The 21,521-nt window shown below is 72.0% G+C and carries 23 protein-coding genes; 10 read left to right on the forward strand and 13 right to left on the reverse strand.

From position 1 onward, the window contains the following. Together CP976_RS17020 and CP976_RS17025 are read right to left on the reverse strand one after the other, a co-directional pair. Complete coding sequence (locus CP976_RS17020; protein ID WP_150481146.1) at positions 1-738, reverse strand: RDD family protein; 738 nt, start codon at positions 736-738, stop codon at positions 1-3. 112 nt (positions 739-850) lie between these two features. After that, positions 851-2,560, reverse strand: a complete 1,710-nt coding sequence (locus CP976_RS17025; RefSeq protein ID WP_150481147.1) for an RDD family protein — start codon at positions 2,558-2,560, stop codon at positions 851-853. A 244-nt stretch (positions 2,561-2,804) separates the two neighbouring features. On the opposite strand from CP976_RS17025, the gene CP976_RS17030 reads away from it, so the two are divergent. Then, complete coding sequence (locus CP976_RS17030; protein WP_150481148.1) at positions 2,805-3,215, forward strand: SsgA family sporulation/cell division regulator; 411 nt, start codon at positions 2,805-2,807, stop codon at positions 3,213-3,215. A gap of 38 nt (positions 3,216-3,253) precedes the next feature. On the opposite strand, the gene CP976_RS17035 is transcribed toward CP976_RS17030, so the two are convergent. After that, entirely contained in the window at positions 3,254-4,675 is a 1,422-nt protein-coding gene (locus CP976_RS17035; RefSeq protein ID WP_150481149.1) for an FAD-binding oxidoreductase, read from the reverse strand. A 92-nt stretch (positions 4,676-4,767) separates the two neighbouring features. On the opposite strand from CP976_RS17035, the gene CP976_RS17040 reads away from it, so the two are divergent. Next, entirely contained in the window at positions 4,768-6,198 is a 1,431-nt protein-coding gene (locus CP976_RS17040; protein WP_150481150.1) for a tetratricopeptide repeat protein, read from the forward strand. A gap of 50 nt (positions 6,199-6,248) precedes the next feature. On the opposite strand, the gene hppD is transcribed toward CP976_RS17040, so the two are convergent. After that, entirely contained in the window at positions 6,249-7,394 is a 1,146-nt protein-coding gene (gene hppD / locus CP976_RS17045) for a 4-hydroxyphenylpyruvate dioxygenase (RefSeq protein WP_150481151.1), read from the reverse strand. 123 nt (positions 7,395-7,517) lie between these two features. Between hppD and CP976_RS17050 the strand changes: the two genes are divergently transcribed. Genes CP976_RS17050 through CP976_RS43735 form a run of 7 tightly spaced genes read left to right on the forward strand, consistent with a single transcriptional unit; the run spans position 7,518 to position 12,502 of the window. After that, positions 7,518-7,988 carry an Lrp/AsnC family transcriptional regulator gene (locus CP976_RS17050; protein ID WP_020277695.1) on the forward strand — a complete coding sequence of 157 codons (471 nt, stop codon included), beginning with the start codon at positions 7,518-7,520 and terminating at the stop codon, positions 7,986-7,988. A gap of 18 nt (positions 7,989-8,006) precedes the next feature. Then, positions 8,007-8,654 carry an ABC transporter permease gene (locus tag CP976_RS17055; RefSeq protein ID WP_150481152.1) on the forward strand — a complete coding sequence of 216 codons (648 nt, stop codon included), beginning with the start codon at positions 8,007-8,009 and terminating at the stop codon, positions 8,652-8,654. Continuing rightward, complete coding sequence (locus tag CP976_RS17060) at positions 8,647-9,906, forward strand: betaine/proline/choline family ABC transporter ATP-binding protein (protein ID WP_150481153.1); 1,260 nt, start codon at positions 8,647-8,649, stop codon at positions 9,904-9,906. The genes CP976_RS17055 and CP976_RS17060 overlap by 8 nt, the downstream gene beginning before the upstream one ends. Beyond that, positions 9,903-10,724 carry an ABC transporter permease gene (locus CP976_RS17065; RefSeq protein ID WP_150481154.1) on the forward strand — a complete coding sequence of 274 codons (822 nt, stop codon included), beginning with the start codon at positions 9,903-9,905 and terminating at the stop codon, positions 10,722-10,724. Before CP976_RS17060 ends, CP976_RS17065 begins: the two co-directional genes overlap by 4 nt. After that, positions 10,721-11,683 carry a glycine betaine ABC transporter substrate-binding protein gene (locus CP976_RS17070; RefSeq protein WP_150481155.1) on the forward strand — a complete coding sequence of 321 codons (963 nt, stop codon included), beginning with the start codon at positions 10,721-10,723 and terminating at the stop codon, positions 11,681-11,683. The genes CP976_RS17065 and CP976_RS17070 overlap by 4 nt, the downstream gene beginning before the upstream one ends. Before the next feature lie 47 nt (positions 11,684-11,730). Next, positions 11,731-12,318 carry an ArsR/SmtB family transcription factor gene (locus CP976_RS17075; RefSeq protein WP_373304847.1) on the forward strand — a complete coding sequence of 196 codons (588 nt, stop codon included), beginning with the start codon at positions 11,731-11,733 and terminating at the stop codon, positions 12,316-12,318. Between the two features lies 1 nt (position 12,319). Further along, on the forward strand, positions 12,320-12,502 hold the full coding sequence (locus tag CP976_RS43735) for a hypothetical protein (protein ID WP_150481157.1): 183 nt from the start codon (positions 12,320-12,322) through the stop codon (positions 12,500-12,502). On the opposite strand, the gene CP976_RS17085 is transcribed toward CP976_RS43735, so the two are convergent. From CP976_RS17085 to CP976_RS17110, 6 genes are all read right to left on the reverse strand, one after another. Beyond that, positions 12,499-13,290, reverse strand: a complete 792-nt coding sequence (locus CP976_RS17085; RefSeq protein WP_150481158.1) for a S16 family serine protease — start codon at positions 13,288-13,290, stop codon at positions 12,499-12,501. The two genes, CP976_RS43735 and CP976_RS17085, sit on opposite strands and share 4 nt — an antisense overlap. 87 nt (positions 13,291-13,377) lie before the next feature. Next, positions 13,378-14,019, reverse strand: coding sequence for an IclR family transcriptional regulator (locus CP976_RS17090; protein WP_086842338.1), 642 nt, complete (start codon positions 14,017-14,019; stop codon positions 13,378-13,380). 365 nt (positions 14,020-14,384) lie between these two features. After that, positions 14,385-16,184 (reverse strand): DEAD/DEAH box helicase, encoded by a 1,800-nt coding sequence (locus CP976_RS17095; protein WP_150481159.1) that lies wholly within the window; start codon positions 16,182-16,184, stop codon positions 14,385-14,387. Positions 16,185-16,321: 137 nt separating this feature from the next. Further along, positions 16,322-16,696 (reverse strand): type II toxin-antitoxin system death-on-curing family toxin, encoded by a 375-nt coding sequence (locus CP976_RS17100; RefSeq protein WP_150481160.1) that lies wholly within the window; start codon positions 16,694-16,696, stop codon positions 16,322-16,324. Next, a complete protein-coding gene (locus CP976_RS17105; RefSeq protein ID WP_086603641.1) occupies positions 16,693-16,893 on the reverse strand; it encodes a hypothetical protein in 201 nt (66 codons plus the stop codon). The genes CP976_RS17100 and CP976_RS17105 overlap by 4 nt, the downstream gene beginning before the upstream one ends. Before the next feature lie 98 nt (positions 16,894-16,991). Continuing rightward, positions 16,992-18,455, reverse strand: a complete 1,464-nt coding sequence (locus tag CP976_RS17110; RefSeq protein WP_150481161.1) for an MFS transporter — start codon at positions 18,453-18,455, stop codon at positions 16,992-16,994. A 152-nt stretch (positions 18,456-18,607) separates the two neighbouring features. Between CP976_RS17110 and CP976_RS17115 the strand changes: the two genes are divergently transcribed. Continuing rightward, positions 18,608-19,228 (forward strand): dihydrofolate reductase family protein, encoded by a 621-nt coding sequence (locus CP976_RS17115; protein WP_150481162.1) that lies wholly within the window; start codon positions 18,608-18,610, stop codon positions 19,226-19,228. Positions 19,229-19,248: 20 nt separating this feature from the next. Here the strand turns inward: CP976_RS17115 and CP976_RS17120 are convergent, their stop codons facing one another. From CP976_RS17120 to CP976_RS17130, 3 genes are all read right to left on the reverse strand, one after another. Continuing rightward, a complete protein-coding gene (locus tag CP976_RS17120) occupies positions 19,249-19,656 on the reverse strand; it encodes a hypothetical protein (protein ID WP_150481163.1) in 408 nt (135 codons plus the stop codon). 102 nt (positions 19,657-19,758) lie between these two features. Continuing rightward, complete coding sequence (locus CP976_RS17125; protein ID WP_150481164.1) at positions 19,759-20,247, reverse strand: DUF6083 domain-containing protein; 489 nt, start codon at positions 20,245-20,247, stop codon at positions 19,759-19,761. A gap of 81 nt (positions 20,248-20,328) precedes the next feature. Beyond that, on the reverse strand, positions 20,329-21,495 hold the full coding sequence (locus CP976_RS17130) for an SUKH-4 family immunity protein (protein ID WP_150481165.1): 1,167 nt from the start codon (positions 21,493-21,495) through the stop codon (positions 20,329-20,331). Positions 21,496-21,521 lie beyond the last annotated feature (26 nt).

Genomic DNA, 21,521 nt, shown 5'->3' on the forward strand with positions numbered 1-21,521 from the left:
TCAATCGGTGCTGACCACGACCGTTTTGGCAGCCTTGTCGTGCAGGCCCTGCTTGTAGGGCCGGTCGAAGAAGCTCCAGCCGCCCGAGATCGCCGTCCAGACGCAGGCGCAGCAGAAGGCGAACGGGATCCACAGCACCGCCGCGCGCATCAGCGCGTTCTGCCCGGAGGGCGTGGCGCCGTTGTCCAGGTTGGCCACCCGCATGTGCAGCAGCTTCTTGCCGAGGGTCTGGCCGGTCCGCGCGGTCAGAATGGTGTCGTAGGCGATGTAGAGGACGGCGGCGACGGCCGACTGCCAGAAGGACTTGCCGATCTCGATGCGGTCGCTGTCCACGTCGTACTCGTTGACGTCGAAGCCCCAGGTGAGCAGCCAGACGACGACACCCACCAGGATCATGTCGATGATGCGGGCGAGCGTGCGCTTGCCGCTGTCGGCGAGCGGGGGCATGCCGGCGAGGGGGTCGGTGGGGCCGCCGCCGTAGGGGGAACCGCCATAGGGGCCACCGGGGCCACCACCGGGAGGGCCGTCGTAGGGTCCGCCGCCTTGGCCGCCGCCGGGAGGAACACCGCCCAGGCCGCCGCCCTGGCCACCGCCCGGCCCGCCGCCCGGGTACGGCGGGGGCTCATGGCCGTAGGGCGAGCCCGCGCCCTCGCCGGGCTGCTCGCCCGGGGGCCGCTTCCTGAACGGATCGTCTTCCGGGGGCTGCTGACCGGAGCCGGGGGGCGGTTCACTGCTCATGGCCCGAGTCGACCGCGAACCCCACGGCTCCGCACCCGGCGGGCGGCCGTCCGAGGTACGGATGGTGCCGCAGCGGTACGCCGCCCTCCCGTGCCGGACGTACGGGTGCCGCTCAGCCCGCCACGAACGTGTGCGCGGCCTTGTCGTGCCAGCACTGGCGCCACGGCTTGTCGAAGAGGCACCAGGCGATGCCGACGATCCCGACGACGAGGAGTCCGGGCACGCTGTAGACCAGCCAGCGGCGCAGGGCCGCGCCGAATTCCGGGGCGTCGTGGCCCTCGATGTCCCGCACTTCGAGACCCATCAGCTTCTTGCCGAGGGTGCGGCCCCACTTGGCGGTGGGCAGCACCTCCGAGACGACGCCGACGAGCAGCAGGACGGCCAGGACGATGCCGAGGTACGCCGACGTGGTGCCGTCGAGCAGCCAGACCGTGACGGTCTCGCCGGAGAGCTTGGCCTCCTCGATCTTCTCGTTGACGTGGTCGACCGCCTTGATGCCGAGCGGTACGGCGGCCCCGGCCGTGAGGCCGGCGAGGACGAGGGTGTCGAGCAGCCGGGCGGCCAGCCGCTTGCCGAGTCCCGCGGGGCGGGCCGACGCCTGGCGCCGGGCGGCCGCCTGGAAGATGTCCTCGGTCGGCGGCTTCCAGGGCGCGACGGGCTGGTCGTCGTCGCCGCCCGCTCCGGCGAGCCGGTGCACCTGCTGCGCCCAGGAGGACTGACCGCCGCCGCTGCCGGCGCTGAGGGGGGTGGCGGAGCCGGGCTGGGGCCCGCCGGACTGCGGAGGGACGGTGGGCGCCGACTGGGGCCCGGACAGCGCCGTCGGGGCGGCCGTGGAGGCCTGGACGGCGGGGTCGGCCTGTGCGGATGCCCGGGCCGCGGCGGCCTTCCCGGCACTGAAGCCGGGGCGGTTCGAGGCGTCGGCGGGGGCGGCCGCACCGCGCTGCGCTCCGAAGGCGGGTCCCGACGGGCTGCCGGCCGGGCCGGCGGGCGTGCCGAAGCCGGACCCCGCCGGACCGGCCGAGCCCGCGGACCCGAAGCCCGCCGCCGCGCCCTGAGGGCCGAAACCAGAGCCTGCCGAGTCGCCACCGGATCCATCCGGCCCGGCCTGCGCACCGAACCCGGACGCCGCCGGGCCACTGCCCGGACCGCCCGAGCCCGACGGACCGAACCCGGGAGTCCCGGAGTTGCCGCCCGGGCCCCCGGCCGTGCCCGGACGCGGGGACACCGCGCGGAACGTCATCGTGCCGTCGTCGGGGGCATCGGCAGAGGCCCCTCCCCCGGCCTTCCCCGCCGGGCGCCGGAAGACGAACGTGCTGCCGGCGGCCGCGGCGTTCGCCTCCTGGTCGGCGGCGGACGGCGGTTCCCCCTGCGAGGAGGACTCGTCGGCCGGCTGCCGGCCGGCGGGCGACACCCTCGGGTCGGAACCCTGCGCGCCCTGCGGTGCGCCCCACGCGACACGGCGGTCCTGGTCGCCGCCGAAGCCCGACTGACGGGAGCGGTCGGCGCCCCAGGCGGACGCGGGCTCGGGACGGCTGCCGTGCTGGGCATCGGCAGGGGACGGCTCGTCGGCCGGATCCTCGTCGAAGAAGTGCGGGCCGGTCTCCTCGACCGAGGCCGAGCCGGGGCCGGAGCCGGAGGCCGAGCCGGAAGCCGCGGCACCGGGCGGCGGCGCGAGCGTCTCGCCGTCCTTGGGCGCGGGACGGCTGGTGCCCGGTACCCAGGACGCACCGTTCCAGTACCGGACATATCCAGGAATGGACGGGTCCGGGTAATAACCTTCGCGGGGCCTGTCGTCACCGGGGGCCGGGGTTGGGGCGCTCATCTCCGTCGTCCCGTATCTGCTCGAGGGCCAAATGGGGGCCTCCACATCTATCAGACGGGCGCAACCCCCACCGCCGCTCCCACCGGACCCACCCCTTTCGAGCACCGATGTGCTACGCGTCGCGCGGCCCGGCGCCTCCCCCTGCGAAAAAACTTCCGGCAACCCGCGTAATGCCGCCGCCTCCGCGCGCTCTCTCCTCCCGACCGGCCCTCGCGGGCAGCCGTGCAGAGAAGGGAACACCGCCATGCGCACTGTGGTGGAACGCGAACTGGAGCTGAAACTCGTCCTGTCGCCGCAGCGCCGGATCCCGGTGCCGGCCCGGCTGGGGTATGTCACCGACGATCCGTACGCCGTGCACGTCACCTTCCACATCGACTCGGCGCACCCCGTGCACTGGACGTTCGCCCGGGACCTGCTGGTGGAGGGCGTGTTCCGGCCGTGCGGGCGGGGGGACGTGCGGGTGTGGCCGGCGAAGGCCGAGGGGCGCGGCGTCGTGCTGGTGGCGCTGAGTTCACCCGACGGGGACGCCCTGCTGGAGGCCCCGTCGGCGCAGGTGTCGGCCTGGCTGGAGCGCACGCTGCGGGTGGTCCCGCCGGGGACGGAGGGTGAGCAGCTCGGTCTCGACGACGAACTGGACCAGTTGCTCGCCCAGTGAGGCCGGTGAAACCCGTGAAGCCGGTGAGGGCCCAGGCGTCAGAACAGCTTGCCCGGGTTCAGGATGCCCAGCGGGTCGAAGGCCTGCTTGACGGCCCGCTGCATCTCCATCCCCACCGGGCCGATCTCGCGCGCCAGCCACTCCTTCTTCAGCACGCCGACGCCGTGCTCGCCGGTGATGGTGCCGCCGAGTTCCAGGCCGAGGGCCATGATCTCGTCGAAGGACTCGCGGGCACGCCGGGACTCGTCGGGGTCGGCCGGGTCGAAGCACACCGTCGGGTGGGTGTTGCCGTCCCCCGCATGGGCGACGACCCCGATGGTGAGCCGGTACTTCTCGGCGATCCGGTCGACGCCTTCGAGCATCTCGGCGAGCCGGGAGCGGGGCACGCACACGTCGTCGATCATCGTCACGCCCTTGACCGCCTCCAGCGCGGTGAGCGACAACCGCCGCGCCTGGAGGAGCAGTTCGGACTCGGCCGCGTCGTCGGCCGGTACGACCTGGGTGGCGCCTGCGGCCTCGCACAGCGCGCCGACGGCGGCGAGGTCGGCGGCCGGGGCCGTGGTGTCGAAGGCGGCCAGGAGCAAGGCCTCGGTGCTCTCCGGGAGGCCCATCTGTGCCATGTCGTTGACGGCCTTGACCGTCGTACGGTCCATGAGTTCGAGGAGTGACGGGACGTGGCCGCCCTCCATGACGCGGCACACGGCGTCGCAGGCGGCGGCCGCGGAGGCGAATTCGGCGGCCAGCACGAGCTGCTCGGGCGGCTTGGGACGCAGGCCGAGCACGGCCCGTACGACGATGCCGAGCGAGCCCTCGGAGCCGACGAACAGACGGGTCAGGTCGTACCCGGCGACACCCTTGGCGGTGCGGCGGCCGGTGGACATGAGCCGCCCGTCGGCCAGCACGACGTCCAGCCCGAGGACGTACTCGGCGGTGACCCCGTACTTCACGCAGCACAGGCCGCCCGAGGCCGTGCCGATGTTGCCGCCGATGGTGCACATCTCCCAGCTGGAGGGGTCCGGCGGGTAGTACAGGCCGTGTTCGCCGACGGCCCGGGACAGGGCGGCGTTGATCACGCCGGGCTCGACGACGGCGACGCGGTCGACCGGGTTGATCTCCAGGATCCGGTCCATCTTGGTCAGGGAGAGCACGATGCAGCCGTCGGAGGCGTTCGCGGCGCCGGACAGTCCGGTGCGGGCGCCCTGCGGGACGACCGGGACGCGCAGGGCGGTGGCGGTGCGCATCACGTGCTGGACCTGCTCGACCGTGCGGGGCAGGACGACCGCGGCCGGGGCGCCGGCCGGGCAGAAGCTGGCCATGTCGTGGGCGTAGGAGGCCGTGACGTCGGGGTCGGTGAGGACCGTCTCGGCGGGCAGGCCGCTGAGCAGGAGGTCGACGAGGTTGCCGGTCGCTGCGGTGTCCGCGCCTTCGGAGCTGGGCGCTTCGATACGGCTCATGATCACAGGTTCGCACCCGGGGCCATCGGTGTGAACCCCGTCGGCGGCACCCTTCACCTGCCCGGGTGTGGTCGTCGTATTGACGCACAGTGAGCGCCATGGAGAACCAGCAGGAGGGTCCGCAGCGGCAGCAGAGCAGCCCGAGGGGCCGCTTCCGCACCCGGCGGGTGGTGCTCGTCGGCGTCGCGGGGTGTGCCGTGCTCGGCGGGGTGCTGGTGCTGGTGCCGTGGGAGCGGCCCGCCGAGCCCGCTCCGCCGTCGCCGGGGGCGCTGGCCATGGCGGCGGTCACCACCGGGGTGCCGGCCGCGCTGCCCGATCTGGCGGAGCTGATCGGCGAGCGGGAGAAGCGGCTGCGGACGCATCCGCGGGACGCGCGGTCCTGGGCGGTGCTCGGGGCGGCCTACGTGGAGCAGGGGCGGCGGCTGGCGGACCCGGCGTACTACCCGCGTGCCGAGAAGGCGCTGCGTACGTCGCTGAAGGTGCGGCCGCGGCGGAACACACGGGCCCTGGCCGGACTGGCCGCGCTGGCCAACGCGCGCCGGGACTTCCCCGCCGCGCGCCGCTGGGGCGAGGCGGCGCTGAAGCTGGAGCCCCGGCGGTGGACGACGTATCCGCTGCTCATCGACGCCTACACCGGGCTCGGCGAGCAGGCGGCGGCCAAGCGGACGCTGGACCGGCTGACGGAGCTGCGCTCCGGGCCGGATGTGCTGGCGCGGGCCGCGGCCGTCTACCGGGACCGGGGCTGGCGGGAGGACGCGGCGGCCTCGCTGGCGGACGCGGCGGCGGGCGCGCGGACACCGGCCGAGCGGGCCGCCTACCTGGAGCGGGCCGGTGAGCTGGCCTGGGAGCGGGGGGATCTTCAGGACGCGCTGCGGCATTTCCAGGAGGCGGTGCGCCTCGACCCGGACCAGCGGGCCGCGCAGGCCGGACAGGGCAGGGCACTGGCGGCCCTGGGCCGGACCACGGAGGCGCTGAACGCGTACCGGGTGGCTCTCAGCAAGCAGCCCTGTCCCCGGTACGCCCTGGAGCTGGGCGAGCTGTACGAGTCGCTGGGGATGCCGGAGGCGGCCCGGGTGCAGTACGACCTGCTGCGGGAGCGGGTCCGGGGCGCCGCCGCGGGCGGGGCCGACGAGGAGCTGGTGCTGGGGCAGTTCGAGGCGGACCACGGCGATCCGCGGGAGGCGGTACGGCGGTTGCGGGCCGAGTGGCGCCGCCAGCCGGGCACCGAGGTCGCCGACGCGCTGGGCTGGGCGCTGCACCGGTCCGGACAGTCGGAGGAGGCGTTGCGCTTCGCGGTGCGGGCAACGGAGAGCGAGCACGGGGGCGGGGTGCGCAGCGCGGTGCACATGTACCACCGCGGCATGATCGAACGGGAGCTGGAACGGTACGGAGCGGCCCGGCGGCACCTCGCGGAGGCGCTGCGCATCAACCCGCACTTCTCGCCCCTGCACGCGCCCGCGGCGCGGGCGGCTTCGGAGGCGTTGGGGGAGCCGCCGGACGAGGAACCGCCGGAGATGGACGAGGAGTGAGGCGTGCGAGTGCCCCGTGACACCCGCACGAGCTCACAGGGGCGATCGGGTCACAGGTTGCCGCGGCGGGCCTGCTCGCGCTCGATCGCCTCGAACAGGGCCTTGAAGTTGCCCTTGCCGAAGCCCATCGAGCCGTGGCGCTCGATGATCTCGAAGAAGACGGTCGGGCGGTCCTGGACCGGCTTGGTGAAGATCTGCAACAGATAGCCGTCCTCGTCGCGGTCGGCGAGGATCTTCAGCTCGCGCAGGGTGTCGATCGGGACCCGGGTCTCGCCGACCCACTCGCCCAGCGTGTCGTAGTAGGAGTCGGGCGTGTTCAGGAACTCGACGCCGGCCGCGCGCATGGTGCGGACCGTCTGGACGATGTCGTTGGTGTTGAGCGCGATGTGCTGGACGCCTGCGCCGCCGTAGAACTCCAGGTACTCGTCGATCTGGGACTTCTTCTTGGCGATGGCCGGCTCGTTGATCGGGAACTTGACCTTGAGCGTGCCGTCGGCGACGACCTTCGACATCAGGGCGCTGTACTCGGTGGCGATGTCGTCGCCCACGAACTCCTTCATGTTCGTGAAGCCCATGACCTTGTTGTAGAAGCCGACCCACTCGTTCATGCGGCCGAGCTCGACGTTGCCGACGCAGTGGTCGATGGCCTGGAAGGTGCGCTGTGCGGGCGGCTCGACCATCGGCTTGGCCGCGACGTAGCCGGGCAGGTACGGGCCGTCGTAGCCGGAGCGCTCGACGAGGGTGTGGCGGGTCTCGCCGTAGGTGGCGATCGCGGCCAGGACGACCGTGCCGTGTTCGTCCTTCAGCTCGTACGGCTCGGACACCGAGCGGGCACCGTGTTCGAGGGCGTAGGCGTACGCGGCACGCGCGTCCGGGACCTCGATGGCGAGGTCGACGACCCCGTCGCCGTGCTCGGCCACGTGCCGGGCGAGGAAGTGGCCCCAGTCGCTGGACGGCTTGATGACCGAGGTGAGGACGAAGCGGGCGGAGCCGTTCTCCAGGACGTAGGCAGCGGTCTCGCGGCTGCCGTTCTCCGGTCCGGAGTAGGCGACCAGCTTCATGCCGAAGGCGGTGGAGTAGTAGTGCGCCGCCTGCTTGGCGTTGCCCACGGCGAAGACGACCGCGTCCATTCCCTTGACCGGGAAGGGGTCGGCCTGCCGGGCGGTGTCGGGAGTGTGGTGTGTGGTCTGCGTCATAGCCGCAGGGTCTCCCCGCTCGGCAAGGTGCGCAATAGTTTGCGTTTCCGCTGGGCAATCTGTTCAGCAATACGGCCGTATCGACGGCGCTTCTGTACAGGATGACCATGCCGGGAGGCTGCTGTGGCGATCGATCATCTGGACGGCCGGATCATCCTGCTGCTGGCGCGGGAGCCGCGGATCGGGGTGCTGGAGATGTCGCGCCGGCTCGGCGTGGCCCGGGGCACCGTGCAGGCGCGGCTCGACCGGCTTCAGTCGAACGGAGTCATCCGCGGCTTCGGCCCGGAGGTGGACCCGGCGGCGCTCGGCTACCCGGTCACGGCGTTCGCGACGCTCCAGATCCGGCAGGGCCAAGGCGCCGACGTACGGGCCCACTTGGCGACCGTGCCCGAGGTGCTGGAGCTGCACACCACCACCGGCAGCGGGGACATGCTGTGCCGGCTGGTGGCCCGCTCGAACGCCGATCTCCAGCGTGTGATCGACCGGGTCGTCGGTTTTGATGGCATCGTCCGGGCCTCCACGGCGATCGTCATGGAGAACCCCGTTCCGCTGCGGATCATCCCGCTCGTGGAGCAGGCCGCGGAGGAGACCTGAGTCGTGGGGTGAGCGCGTGTGAACTTCTGGGAGTATCTGGCCGGCCGGCACCAGCAGCTGCTCACGGACGCCTACCAGCACGCGAGCGCCGTCTTCCAGTGCATGGCCGTCGCGACCGTGCTCGGGGTCCTGATCGGCGTCGCCACCTACCGCAGCGAGTGGGCCGGGAACCTCGCGACCACGGCCACCGCCACCGTCCTGACCGTCCCGGCGCTCGCCCTGATCGGGCTGCTCATCCCGGTCGTGGGCCTGGGCGTGGCGCCGACGGTGATCGCGCTCACGCTGTACGGGCTGCTGCCGGTGGTGCGCAACGCGATCGTCGGGCTGCGCGGGGTCGACCCGTCGCTGGTGGACGCGGCCACGGGCATCGGGATGTCCCGCCCGGCCCGGCTGCTGCGGATCGAGCTGCCGCTGGCCTGGCCGCCGATCCTGACCGGGATCCGGGTCGCGACCCAGATGCTGATGGGCATCGCGGCCATCGCGGCGTACGCCTCGGGACCGGGCCTCGGCAACGTCATCTTCCGCGGACTCGCCTCGCTGGGCAGCGCCAACGCGCTCAACCAGGTCCTCGCGGGCACGCTCGGCATCATCGTCCTGGCGCTGCTGTTCGACGCCGCGTACGTCCTGGTCGGGCGGCTGACCATTCCCAGGGGGATCCGTGCCTGAGACCGACGGCCACGGGGCCTCCATCGAGCTGGAGAACCTGACCAAGCGCTACCCCGGCGGTGCGCGGCCGGCCGTGGAGAACGTGAGCATGGAGATCAAGGCGGGCGAGGTCGTCGTCCTCGTCGGCCCCTCGGGCTGCGGCAAGTCGACCACGCTCAAGATGATCAACAGGCTGATCGAGCCGACCGGCGGCCGCATCCGCATGGGCGGTGAGGACGTCACCGACATCGACCCGGTCGGGCTGCGCCGCAAGGTCGGCTACGCCATCCAGTCCGCCGGGCTCTTCCCGCACATGACGGTCGCGCAGAACATCGCGCTGGTACCGAGGATGATCGGCTGGCCGAGGGCCCGGATCAGGGCGCGGACCGAGGAGCTGCTCGATCTGGTCGGTCTCGACCCCGGCGAGTTCCACGGCCGCTACCCGCGCCAGCTCTCCGGCGGCCAGCAGCAGCGCGTGGGCGTGGCACGGGCCCTGGCCGCCGATCCCCCGGTGCTGCTGATGGACGAGCCGTTCGGGGCGGTGGACCCGATCACCCGCGAGCATCTCCAGGACGAGCTGATCCGGCTCCAGCACGAGCTGCGCAAGACGATCGTCTTCGTCACGCACGACTTCGACGAGGCGATCAAGATCGGCGACCGGATCGCCGTCCTGCGCGAACGCTCCCACATCGCGCAGTTCGACACCCCGGAGGCCATCCTCACCAACCCGGCGGACGACTTCGTGTCCGGGTTCGTCGGCGCCGGTGCGGCGCTGAAGCGGCTGAACCTGACCCGCGTACGGGACGTGGAGATCACCGACTATCCGACGGTGACGATCGACGACCCGTTGCAGCAGATCTTCAACCGGCTGCGGGCCGCCGGCACCAACGAGGTCCTGCTGCTCGACCGGCGCGGCCGCCCCTACAAGTGGCTCAGGCGCGGCGACCTGATGCGGGCCCGGGGCTCGCTGGCCCGCGCCGGGACGCTGGTGCACGACACGGTCACCCGGGACGCGACCCTGCGGGACGCGCTGGAGGCGGTGCTCACCGACAACATCGGGCGGGTGGCGGTGACGGGGCGGCGCGGTGAGTACACCGGCGTCGTCGACATGGAGACGCTCCTCAACTCGGTGCACGACATGCTGGAGGCCGACCGGCTCGACGCGCTGGAGCACCAGCAGGAGCTGGAGGAACTGCGGGCGGCGCAGACGAACGCGGAGCAGGAGGGCGGCGGGAGCGTCACGGGCGTGGGCGGTTTCGGAGGGACGCGGTGACCGCTCCGGGGCAGGTGCGCACCGCCCCCGAACCGGCGGGCGAAGACGAGGCCGAGGCGCCCCGGACGCCGCCCGGCCCGCCGCCCCGGCGCGTCGGCTGGCAGAAGCTGACCGTGCTGCCCGCCGTCCTGGTGGCCGTCCTGCTCGCCACCTGGCTCTGGTTCGAGCAGGCCGACCTGGACGCGCTGTCCCGGAACGCGCTGTCGGGCGGCCAGGTGTCGAAGGCCCTGTGGCAGCACATCCAGCTGACCGCCATCTCCACGTTCTTCGTGCTGATCATCGCGATCCCGCTGGGGATCCTGCTGACCCGCCCGGCGTTCCGCAGGGCCACCCCGGTGGCGATGGCGTTCGCCAACATGGGCCAGGCGACCCCCGCGATCGGCCTGCTGGCGCTCCTCGTCATCTGGCTGGGCATCGGCCGCAGGGCCGCCCTGATCGGCATCATCGTCTACGCCGTCCTGCCCGTGCTGTCGAACACGATCACCGGCCTGAAGGCGAACGACCCGACGCTGCTGGAGGCGGCGCGGGGCATCGGCATGTCGCCGGTGGGAGTCCTGACCCGGGTGGAGCTCCCCCTGGCGGTCCCGCTGATCCTGGCGGGTGTCCGCACGGCCCTCGTCCTGAACGTCGGCACGGCGACCCTGGCGGTCTTCGGCGGGGGCGGCGGGCTGGGCGTGCTGATCACGACCGGGATCACCAACCAGCGGATGCCGGTGCTGGTGCTGGGCTCGGTCCTCACGGTGGTCCTGGCGCTGCTGGTGGACTGGCTGGCCTCGCTGGCGGAAGTGCTCCTGCGGCCCCGCGGGCTCCAGCCATGAGGCGGCGGGTGTTCCTGGCGCCGGCAGCGGTTCTGCTGCTTGCGGGGTGCGGCCTGACGAGCGGTTCCCCCATGGCGGACGATGTGCGGCCCGGGTCCGTCGGGCGGGGCGAGCCGTTGAAGGGCGCGCGCCTGACCGTGACGTCGAAGTCGTTCACCGAGGGGCTGATCCTCGGCGCGATCATGGGCATCGCCCTGGAGGCGGCCGGCGCGGAGGTGCTCGACCGCACGGGCATCCAGGGTTCCATCGGCAGCCGCGAGGCCGTCCGCAAGGGCGACGCCGACGCCGGCTACGAGTACACGGGCACGGCCTGGATCACGTACCTGGGACACAGCAAGCCGATCACCGATCCGCGCGAGCAGTGGGAGGCGGTGCGGAAGGCCGACACGGCGAACGGGCTGGCCTGGCTGCGGCCGTCGTCCCTGAACAACACGTACGCGCTGGCGATGAACCGGCAGAACGCGAAGAAGTACGGCACGAAGACCCTGTCGGACGTGGCGAGGCTGGCGGAGTCCGACCCGGGAGCGGTGAAGCTGTGCGTGGAGGTCGAGTTCGCGAACCGGGCGGACGGGTTGCCGGGCATGCAGCAGACGTACGGGATGAAGCTGCCGGCGCGGAACGTCACGCAGATGGACACGGGGATCATCTACACCCAGACGTCGAAGGGGAGTTGCCCGTACGGGGAGGTGTTCACCACCGACGGGCGCATCGAGTCCATGAAGCTGTCGGTCATGGCGGACGACAGGAAGTTCTTCCCCAACTACAACGCCGCGCCGATGATCAACGCGAGGACCCTCAAACGGTGGCCGGCGATCGCGGACGTGCTGGACCCGGTGACGTCGAGGCTGAACAACACGGTGGCGCGGGCGCTGAACGCGAAGGTGGATGTGGAGGGGGAGGATCCGCATCAGGTGGCGCTGGAGTGGATGGTGGAGGAGGGGTTGGTCAGGGAAGAATGACTTGCAAAGGACCCGTTGCAAAGCTCTCTTTGCAACGCTATCTTTGCATCGTGAGCGAGCCCGAGAACACACCCGTACGGCAACTTGACGCCCGGTCTTTGCGCGGACTGGCACATCCCCTGCGGATGCAGCTGCTGGACGCCCTGCGCTTCGGTGGCCCGGCGACGGCCTCCCAACTCGCCCAGAAGCTGGGCGAGTCCAGCGGGGCCACCAGCTATCACCTGCGCCAACTCGCGGAGTATGGCTTCGTCGAGGACGCCCCCGAGCACGGCAAGGGACGCGAGCGGTGGTGGAAGGCGGCTCACCACGGCCTCCGATTCGACGACGCCCTGCTCACCGACTCGGACCCGACCGTGCGCGGCGCGGCGGACATGTACCTCCACGAGGTCGCCACCACGCAGACCCGGGACCTGTCGACCTGGCTGGGCAACCGCGACTCATGGCCCGAGGAGTGGAGCCGCTCCTGGGACATGAGCAGCGCGACCCTGCGACTGACGCCCGAACTGACGCGGGAGCTCGTCGAGAAGATGCACGCGCTGGTCGATACGTACCGCGACCGCGCGACCACCGAGGACACACCCGGCGCCGAGCAGGTCCGCCTCCACACCCACGCCTTCCCGATCAGGACGGACTGAGATGCACCCCGACATCCACCTCACCCTGCACCACGCCCGCGCCGCCGAACTCCGTGCCGAAGTCGGCGTCCCGCGCCCCACCGCCCGGAACAGACATGGCCTCCGTACCCGCCTGGGCTGGACCCTCGTGGAGGTCGGTTTAAGACTCGCCACCCGGCCGGGGACGGCAGCCGCCGTCCACTAGCAGCTCGGCACGGAACCCTTCCCCGTCTCCAGGGCCACCAGTGAGCTCACCGTGCTCTTCAGCGTGGTCACCGGAATCAGCCGCAGGCCCTTCGGCAGCTCGGCGCGCGCGTCCGCGCACTCCGCCTTCGGGACGAGGAACACGGTCGCACCGTCACGCTTGGCCGCCTGGGTCTTGAGGGCGACGCCGCCCACCGCCCCGACCGTGCCGTCGGCGGCGATCGTGCCGGTGCCGGCGATGACACGGCCCCCGGTGAGATCACCACCGGTGCCGTCACCGTCGAGCTTGTCGATGATCCCCAGGGAGAACAGCAGCCCGGCACTGGGCCCGCCCACGTCCGCGAGCTTCAGGCCGACCTTGACGTCCTTGTCGTCGAGGCCGAGATGGTTCAGCGCCGCCTGCGTCGCCGCGTCCTGGGACTGCTTCATCTGCTTCTCGTTGTGCCGCTCGATCTCCTGGACGGTGTCGCCGCTCGGGTAGATCGCGTCGCGCGGCATGACCGCCCGGTCCGTGCGGAACCAGCTGTCGAGTATGTCCGGGAGCGAGACCCGGGTGTCCGGTGAGGTCGCCACGATGGTGGTCATCCGAAGCTGGCCACGGGTGTCCCGGACCGGTGCCCCCGAGATGGTGATCACCGGGGCGCCCTTGTTCTCCCCGAGCACGTTCGTCGTCTGGCCGGGCTGCGCCACCGAGAACGGCAGCGGCGCGAACACCGCCGTGGCGAGCAGAGCCGCGACGGGCAGGGCGCAGACGGCGATGGCCTGGGGACGCGTGAGGCGAGAGAACACGGGATCAATCTAACTCGGGCGGGGGATCCGGCCGGGCCCAGGTCACCCGGGGCCCGGCAGGAGGGCTCCGTGAGGGCCCCACACCCGTCAGCGCAGCGCGTCCGCGACCTCTCGTGCCGCCTCGACGACCCTGACTCCCACCCGTTCCGGCACCACGTCCGCCAGCATCACCACGCCCACGCTGCCCTCGACGCCCGTCACGCCCAGCAACGGGGCCGCCGCCCCGCACGCGCCGGCCTCCAGCTCCCCGTGGGTCAGGGTGTAGCCCGGGTCCGTCATCGGGTGCTGCCGGGCCGCGAGGATCGCCTTGCCCGCGGCGCCCCGGTCCAGGGGGTGCCGGAACCCGGCCCGGTAGGCGACGTGGTAGTCCGTCCAGGTCGGCTCCACCACGGCCACGGCGAGCGCGTCCGCCCCGTCGACCAGCGTCAGGTGCGCCGTCGCGCCGATGTCCTCGGCCAGCGACCGCAGCGCCGGCATCGCGGCCTCGCGTACCAGGGGATGGACCTGCCGCCCCAGACGCAGGACCCCGAGCCCGACCCGGGCACGTCCGCCCAGGTCACGGCGTATGAGCGCGTGCTGTTCCAGCGTGGCGAGCAACCGGTACACCACGGTCCGGTTGACGCCCAGTTTGAGGGAGAGCTCGGTCACGGTCAGCCCGTGGTCCGTGTCGGCGAGCAGCTTGAGGACGCGCAGTCCCCGGTCGAGCGTCTGGGAGGTCTCCGCGGTCACGACGCCCACTCCTTAGTGGTGAGGTCGGCGGCCCTCTGGCGGTCGGATGCGTCACCGAGTCCCGTCGGCAACGCGCTTCAGAGGCCGCCGATCGGCCGGCGGCCCGGCCTGTCCGGGCCGCGTCGCTTCACGGCTGCGCTCCGCGGCGGCGCTGCCACGGGGCGTATGCGTAGCCGGACAGTAGCGAAGGGGGTTCGCTGAGCGGAAGGCTCCGTCCAGAATCCGGGCACACGTCGGGGCCGACTGGCGCCGTTTGCCCGGATACGTGCAACACGGGACTCATCGGGCCCCCAATGAGCACACGCGACACCCACACATACGGAAGGGCCGGGCTCGGCCCGGCCCTGTGACGACGACGCCCGGCGTCACTTCATCCGCGTGGCCCACTCCTGGACCTTGGCGATCCGCTGCCGCAGCTGCCCCGCCGTCGCCTCCGCCGCCGGCGGCCCCCCGCACACGCGCCGCAGCTCCGTGTGGATCACGCCGTGCGGCTTGCCGCTCTGGTGGACGTACGCGCCGACCATCGTGTTGAGCTGCCGCCGCAGCTCCATCATCTCCTTGTGCGAGACGACCGGCCGCCGCTCGGCGGACACTTCGAGCAGGTCGGCCTCCTCGTCCGGCTTCTTGCGGCTGTGCGCGATCTGCCGGGCCTGCCGCTTCTGGAGCAGCAACTGGACCTGGTCGGGCTCCAGCAGCCCGGGGATGCCGAGGTAGTCCTGCTCCTCCTCGCTCCCCGGGTGGGCCTGCATGCCGAACTCGGCGCCGTTGTACATGACCCGGTCGAAGACCGCGTCGGACTCCAGCGCCTCGAAGGGCAGCATGTCCTGATCGCCGGTGTCCTCGTCCTGCTCCTTGTTCGCCTCGTCCATCTCCTTCTCGGACTCGGCGTACGGGTCCTCCTCGCCCTCCTTCTTGGGCTTGTCGAGGACGTGGTCGCGCTCGCGCTCCATCTCGTTGGCGAAGGAGAGCAGGTCGGGCACGGTCGGCAGGAACACGGAGGCGGTCTCCCCGCGCCGCCGGGACCGTACGAAACGCCCGACGGCCTGTGCGAAGAACAGCGGCGTCGAGATGGTGGTGGCGTACACCCCGACCGCGAGGCGGGGCACGTCGACGCCCTCGGACACCATCCGCACGGCGACCATCCACCGGTCGTTGTTCGCGCTGAACTCGTCGATCCGCTCGGAGGCCCCGGAGTCGTCGGACAGCACGAGGGTCGCCTTGCTGCCGGTGATCTCCCGGATGAGCTTGGCGTACGCACGCGCCGAGTCCTGGTCGGAGGCGATGACGAGCGCGCCGGCATCCGGGATGGCCTTGCGCACCTCGGTCAGCCGCTGGTCGGCGGCGCGCAGCACGGCGGGCATCCACTCACCGCGCGGATCCAGGGCGGTCCGCCAGGCCTGGCTGATGGCGTCCTTGGTCATGGGCTCGCCGAGCCGCGCGGCGACCTCGTCACCGGCCTTGGTGCGCCAGCGCATGTTGCCGCTGTAGGAGAGGAAGATGACGGGCCGGACGACGTTGTCGGCGAGGGCGTTGCCGTAGCCGTAGGTGTAGTCGGCGGCGGACCGACGGATGCCGTCGTTCCCCTCCTCGTACGTGACGAAGGGGATGGGGTTGGTGTCGGACCGGAAGGGCGTACCGGTGAGGGCGAGCCGGCGGGTGGCGGGCTCGAAGGCCTCCAAGCAGGCCTCGCCCCAGGACTTGCTGTCACCGGCGTGGTGGATCTCGTCGAGGATGACCAGGGTCTTGCGCTGCTCGACGCGGTTGCGGTGGAGCATCGGCCGCACACCGACACCCGCGTACGTCACGGCGACCCCGTGGTACTCCCGGCCGAGCGGCCCGGCGCTGTACTCCGGGTCGAGCTTGATGCCGATCCGGGCCGCGGCCTCGGCCCACTGCTTCTTCAGGTGCTCGGTCGGAGCCACGACGGTGACCTGCTGCACGACATGGTGGTGCAGCAGCCAGGACGCCAGCGTCAGCGCGAAGGTCGTCTTGCCGGCGCCGGGGGTGGCGACCGCCAGGAAGTCCCGCGGCTGCTCCTGGATGTACTTCTCCATCGCGCCCTGCTGCCAGGCGCGCAGCTTGCTGGCGGTACCCCAGGGGGCGCGGCCGGGGAACGCCGGGGACAGGTGGTGCGAGGCAGAGCTGGTGCCGGCGGTGGTAGTCACGGTCTCCGTTGGGGGTCGGGCGGCTCGTTCGAGGGAGCCTGACGGCTCGGCTACGTATGACAACCGGGCCACCCTACCGGCGCCCCACCACTGCTCATGCGCGGACCAGCCCGGGTCATGCCAGGGTGGGATCCACGTCACAGCCGCCGCAGGCGCTCGGCGATGAGGCGGATGTCGCTCTCGTCCCCGGAGGCGACATCGATGACCAGGGCGTACGCGGTGTCCTGGTCGCAGCGCGTGAGGTCGACGCCGTTGACCCCGAGGAAGGTCGCGGCGGCCAGCCAGGCCGTGCGCTTGTTCCCGTCGACGAGGGGGTGGTTGGTCGCGACGGCATGCAGCAGAGCGGCCGCCTGCTCGTACAGGTCCTCGTAGGCCGCCGTGCCGAACATGCGGGCGCGCGGGCGGTGCACGGCGGAGACGAACAGCCCGGTCTGGCGGACCTCGGGGTCACGCCCGCCGAAGGCGATCCGGGCGATCGTCGTGACCTCGGCGACGGTCAGGTGTCTGGTCATTCGCCGAGCCTGCGCAGCAGATCGGCATGCGCGCCGGCGAGCGACTCCGCCGTGCCCCGCACCGCCGACGACTCCCGCGCCAGCCGGTGCAGTACGGCGTCCAGCGCGATGTCCTCGGGGAGGCGGCCGGTGGCGTCCGCGAGGTCGTCGAGCTCCTGCCGGACGTGCGGCGGGAGGGGGATGGTGAAGTCGGTCATGCCGCTGACGATACGGAGCGCGACCGGGAACGGGCGACCGTATTACGGCCCGCCCACCCATGCCGCCCCGTGCCGAACAGCCCACCGCCCACCGGCTCTCACCGCTCGCGCAACCGCGTGGTCACCCACGCCCCCACCAGCGCCACCACCGCCATCGGCAGGAACACCGCGGCGAAGGCGGCCGGGTGGGAGCCGGTGGCGTCGGTGGTGGTGTGGGTGACCGTGCCGCCGCCGAGGGCGGCGAAGGCGGCGCCGCCGGCGGAGAGCAGGACGACGTTGGAGAGGCCGTCGGAGATCTGGAGGGCCGCGGAGTTCGTGCCGGCCTCCTCGGGGGCGGAGAGCTTGAGCAGGAGCACGCTCGTGGAGGAGATGACGAGGCCCATGCCGAAGCAGCCGAAGGCCCAGGCGACGGCCAGGGTCCAGACGGGCACGGAGTCGATCAGCACACTCGGTGCGGCGGCGACGGCAGCCGCCACCAGCAGCATCCCGAGAGTCGTCAACCGCTCCCGGTACGGCTCGAACCGCGTCCGCGACTGCACCCACGAGCCCAGCGCCCACGTCCCGCCGCCCGCGGCGAGCGAGAACCCGGCGAGGGTCGGACTGAGCCCGCGCTGGGTCACCAGCATCAGCGGCACGAAGGACTCCGCGGCGATGAAGGACCCCGCGGCGACGCCGCGCAGCAGCACGACCGAGGGCAGCCCGCGAGCGGCCCGGTAGGTACCGCGCGGGAGCAGCCCGAGCACGGCGGGCACCAGCAGGGCCAGTCCGGCCGCGCCCGGCAGGAGGGAGAGGGGGCGCAGGTCCTGGGCGGCGTACTGGAGGAGGCCGGCGCCGAGGGAGATGGCCAGGGCCAGTCGGATGCGGCGGCCGTTGAGGGAGGGGGGTTCGTCGGGGGGAGAAGGCTCCGCCGCGGGTACCGGTCCGGCCGCCCGGCGCCGTATCTGCGGCAGGGCGAGCGCGAGCGGAAAGACGACGAGCACGGGTATCCCGATGAACACCCACCGCCACCCGAGCTGCTCGGTCACCGTGCCGGCGGCGAGCGGGCCGACGATCGACGGCAGGATCCAGCTCGCGGCGAACGCGGCCATGATGGCCGGCCGCAGCCGCTCCGGATACGCCCGCCCGACGACGACGTACAGCGCGACGATCACCAGACCGCCGCCGAGCCCCTGCACGGCCCGCCCCAGGATGAACACCCACATCGCCCCGGCGGTCCCCGACAGCAACAGCCCGGCCCCGAAGGAGGCGATGCCCGTCGTCAACGGCCCGAGGGGCCCGCGCCGGTCGGACCACTGCCCGGAGAGCACCATCCCGAACAGACTGGTCGTGAAGTACCCGGAGAACGCGAACGCGTACAGCGACACCCCGTCCAGCTCCCGCGCCGCGACGGGCATCGCCGTACCGACGGCCGTCGCCTCGAAGGCGATGAGCAGCACCACGGAGACGATGCCGAAGCTCAGCGCCCGATAGGACCGCCCCAGCACGGTCTCGTCCGCCCCGGGGGCGAAGGCCAGGTCATCTGCATCCACGACATCTGCGTCACGCGGCTTCGGGACGGTCATGACCGCCAGGGTAAGGGCCACGGAGCACTTTGACCCCTGTCGCGAGACGGTCCCCGCCTGGGACCTTGGTCGTAAGCCTCCTTGTTCCTGCTGACGCTTGGCAGGAAGCTCACCCCGAAGGCGACGGAGATCGCTACGAGGAGGAGAGAACGATGACCGAACGAACGGGCAGAGTGATCTGCGACATCACGATCTCGGCGGACGGCTACTCCGCGGGGCTCGACCAGACCGAGGAACGCCCGTTCGGCGACGACGGCGGCGACGGCACGGGCGACAGGCTGCACGCCTGGATGTTCGACACCCCCGACGAGAACCGGGCCGAGATCGACCAGTTGGCCGCCGCCGGAGCATTCATCATGGGCCGCAACATGTTCGGCCCCGTGCGCGGCGAGTGGGACCGTCAGTGGAACGGCTGGTGGGGCGGCAATCCGCCGTTCCACGCGCCGGTGTTCGTACTCACCCACCACCCGCGCGAGCCGCAGCCGATGGACGGCGGCACCACGTACCACTTCGTCACCGACGGAATCGCGTCGGCACTGGCCCAGGCCCGGACCGCGGCCGGCGACGGCGACGTCCTGGTCCTCGGCGGCGCGACCACCATCAACCAGTACCTCACCGCCGGCCTGATCGACGAACTGCGGCTGCACATCGTGCCGTTCACCCTCGGCGCCGGCACGCGCCTGTTCGAGGACGTCCCACCGCTGAAACTGGAACAGGTGAAGTCCCGCCCGGCGACCCAGGTCACACACCTGACGTACCGCGTGCTGTCCTGAGCCGGAGGACCACTCTGTCGCTAGCCTGCGGAGCACAGACCGTCGTTCGGGCAGAACAAGACCCACGTGTAGTTGTAGCCCGTTCGCACGGTCACGGGATTCGGTGCGGGGCCCTGATTGACGTGGGACCCCTGGTCGGGTGTGGCGGTGAAGGTGACCGTCGTGCCGACTTCGAAGCTCGCGGTGCAGGTGCCGGTCGGGTTCGGCTGCGGGTCGTTGGTCGCGTACGGGTCCCACGCCGACTGGTGGCAGTTGATCCCGGCGGGCTGGCTGGTGATGGTTCCGCCGCCCCAGCCGTCGCTGACCCACGCGGACAGTTGAGCGGTGGACTGAGCCTGGGCCGGGGCGACGGAGGCGATCGCAGCGGCCGTGGCGAGTGCGGTGACAACTCCCGTCGCCCGCCAGGCGCCGTTTCTTTTCCTGGTCATGGGAGGCTCCTCGGATCGAACCACGACGCCCCCTGCGACCAGCCTATTCGCCCTCTCGGGGATCTTCCACGGGAGGGGGCAGCCCGCGCGCAGGCGGCGGCACTAGCCGGCATCGGGAAACGCTCCCGGACCCGCTTCCTCCTCTGCCTTTCGCCACGCCCGGCGCGCGTTCTCCGCACGTACGGCGTCCAGCCACCGCCAGAGACCGATCTCCTCCAGCCGCAGCCCGGGACAGGCGATCCGGTGCGGTACACGGCACACGGCGCCGGGCGCGGGCTCGTCCTCGCGGCTGTTCCAGGCCGTCCCGTTGGAGTCCAGGTACCAGCGGTGCCAGGCGGGCACCATGTGCGCGGGCACCGGCATGTCCGGTTCGAGGAGGACGTGCCAGCCGTAGTAGGTGACGCGCCGGTCACCGACGAGCCCGCAGTTGGGACAGACGGGTGGGGCGGGCGGCTCAGGGCCGGTGGCGCCTTCCATCGCGGCCTGGGCCCGGTCGGTCTTCTCCCATGGCTGCGGCGCGCCCGGTGGCCGCTGCCGGTGTCCGTCGGGGTCGGGTAACGGGATGATGCTCGACTCGGCTGTATCCCCCATGGACCGAGCATGTGCGTGCGTTCGGGAGTCGGCCAGGGCGCAATCAGGGCGCAACGGGAGCAGTCGGGTGGGGCCCCGCTCCTACAGCACCCCGCCCGCCTCGTCCTGGAACGCGTCCGTCCAGTAGTGGCGGCCCGAGGTGCCCGCCGTGACGCCCGTCGGGTCGACCGCCGACAGGACCTGGAGCATCGTCATGGCCAGCTGGTCGTAGGTGTCGGTCGTCAGCTCGTGGTCCGACTGGGCGTCGATCGCGCGCTCGCGGTGCAGCAGCCAGAGGGTGAAGGCCAGGGTCGACACGTCCGTGTTCAGCGGGTACAGCGTCGCCTCGGGCTCGCACCAGTTCAGGACCGCGCCCGTCGCGCCGTCGACGACCAGGCTGTTGTCCTCGACGAGGTGGCCGAGGCGTATCAGGCGGTGGGCGCCGGAGGGGAGTTCCGTCCGGCCGTCCGTGTCGGCGTAGTACTCCGCGAGCGTCGCCAGGGGGACGTCCGTGTCCAGGGAGAAGACGTGGGCGTCCTCCGGCAGGCCCACCTCGCGCAGGAAGCGGCGGGTCGGCTCGTGCGTGAGGGTCGCGGGGAAGTCGACGTCCTCGAAGCGGGCCACCTTGCCGGGACCGAACTCCTGGTCCAGGAGGCGGTGCGGGAGGTCCAGGGACAGGCCGGATGTGCCGCCCCGGCCCGCGATCAGGGAGAGCGGACGGATCAGGGCCGCCATCTTCCAGAACGGGGCCGGCTCGCCGTCCGTCCCGTCCCGGAACACCGCCAGCAGGTGCTGGGAGGCCTCCGCCACCGCCTTCGGGCCGAAGCGGCCCGCGTAGGAGGCGAACTGGCCCCGCAGGCCCGCCAGTTCGTCCGTCGCCTCGGCGAAGCGGACCAGTGTCCGCAGCGAGGGCGCCAGCGGGCGGCGGTCCATCAGGTCGGGACGGTCGTGCAGGACGTACGTCGTCGAGATCTCGCCCGTCGCGCCGTCCAGCAGGACGGACTCCGTCTCCAGGCCTCCGGGGCCGAGCAGTCCGCCTATCACGAGCTGCTCGCGCAACTCCGCCGACAACCGGTCCTCCGGGCCGCCCGTCGAGTCCGCCACCGTGCGCAGACCCTCCCGGTCCAGCTCGGCGAAGCTCAGCACGCCGCTGTCGCCCGGCAGTCCGGGCCCGGTCAGCCAGTGCCGCGTCGACGCGTGCGTCACCCACGGGTCCAGTTCGGACTCGGTCAGGGTGATCACCGCGGAAGCGGCGTCGGTCGTACTCATGGGCTCCCCCGCATGTGCTTGCTCAC

Origin of the sequence: Streptomyces coeruleorubidus, from assembly GCF_008705135.1 — a bacterium.
GTDB classification, from domain to species: Bacteria; Actinomycetota; Actinomycetes; order Streptomycetales; family Streptomycetaceae; genus Streptomyces; species Streptomyces coeruleofuscus.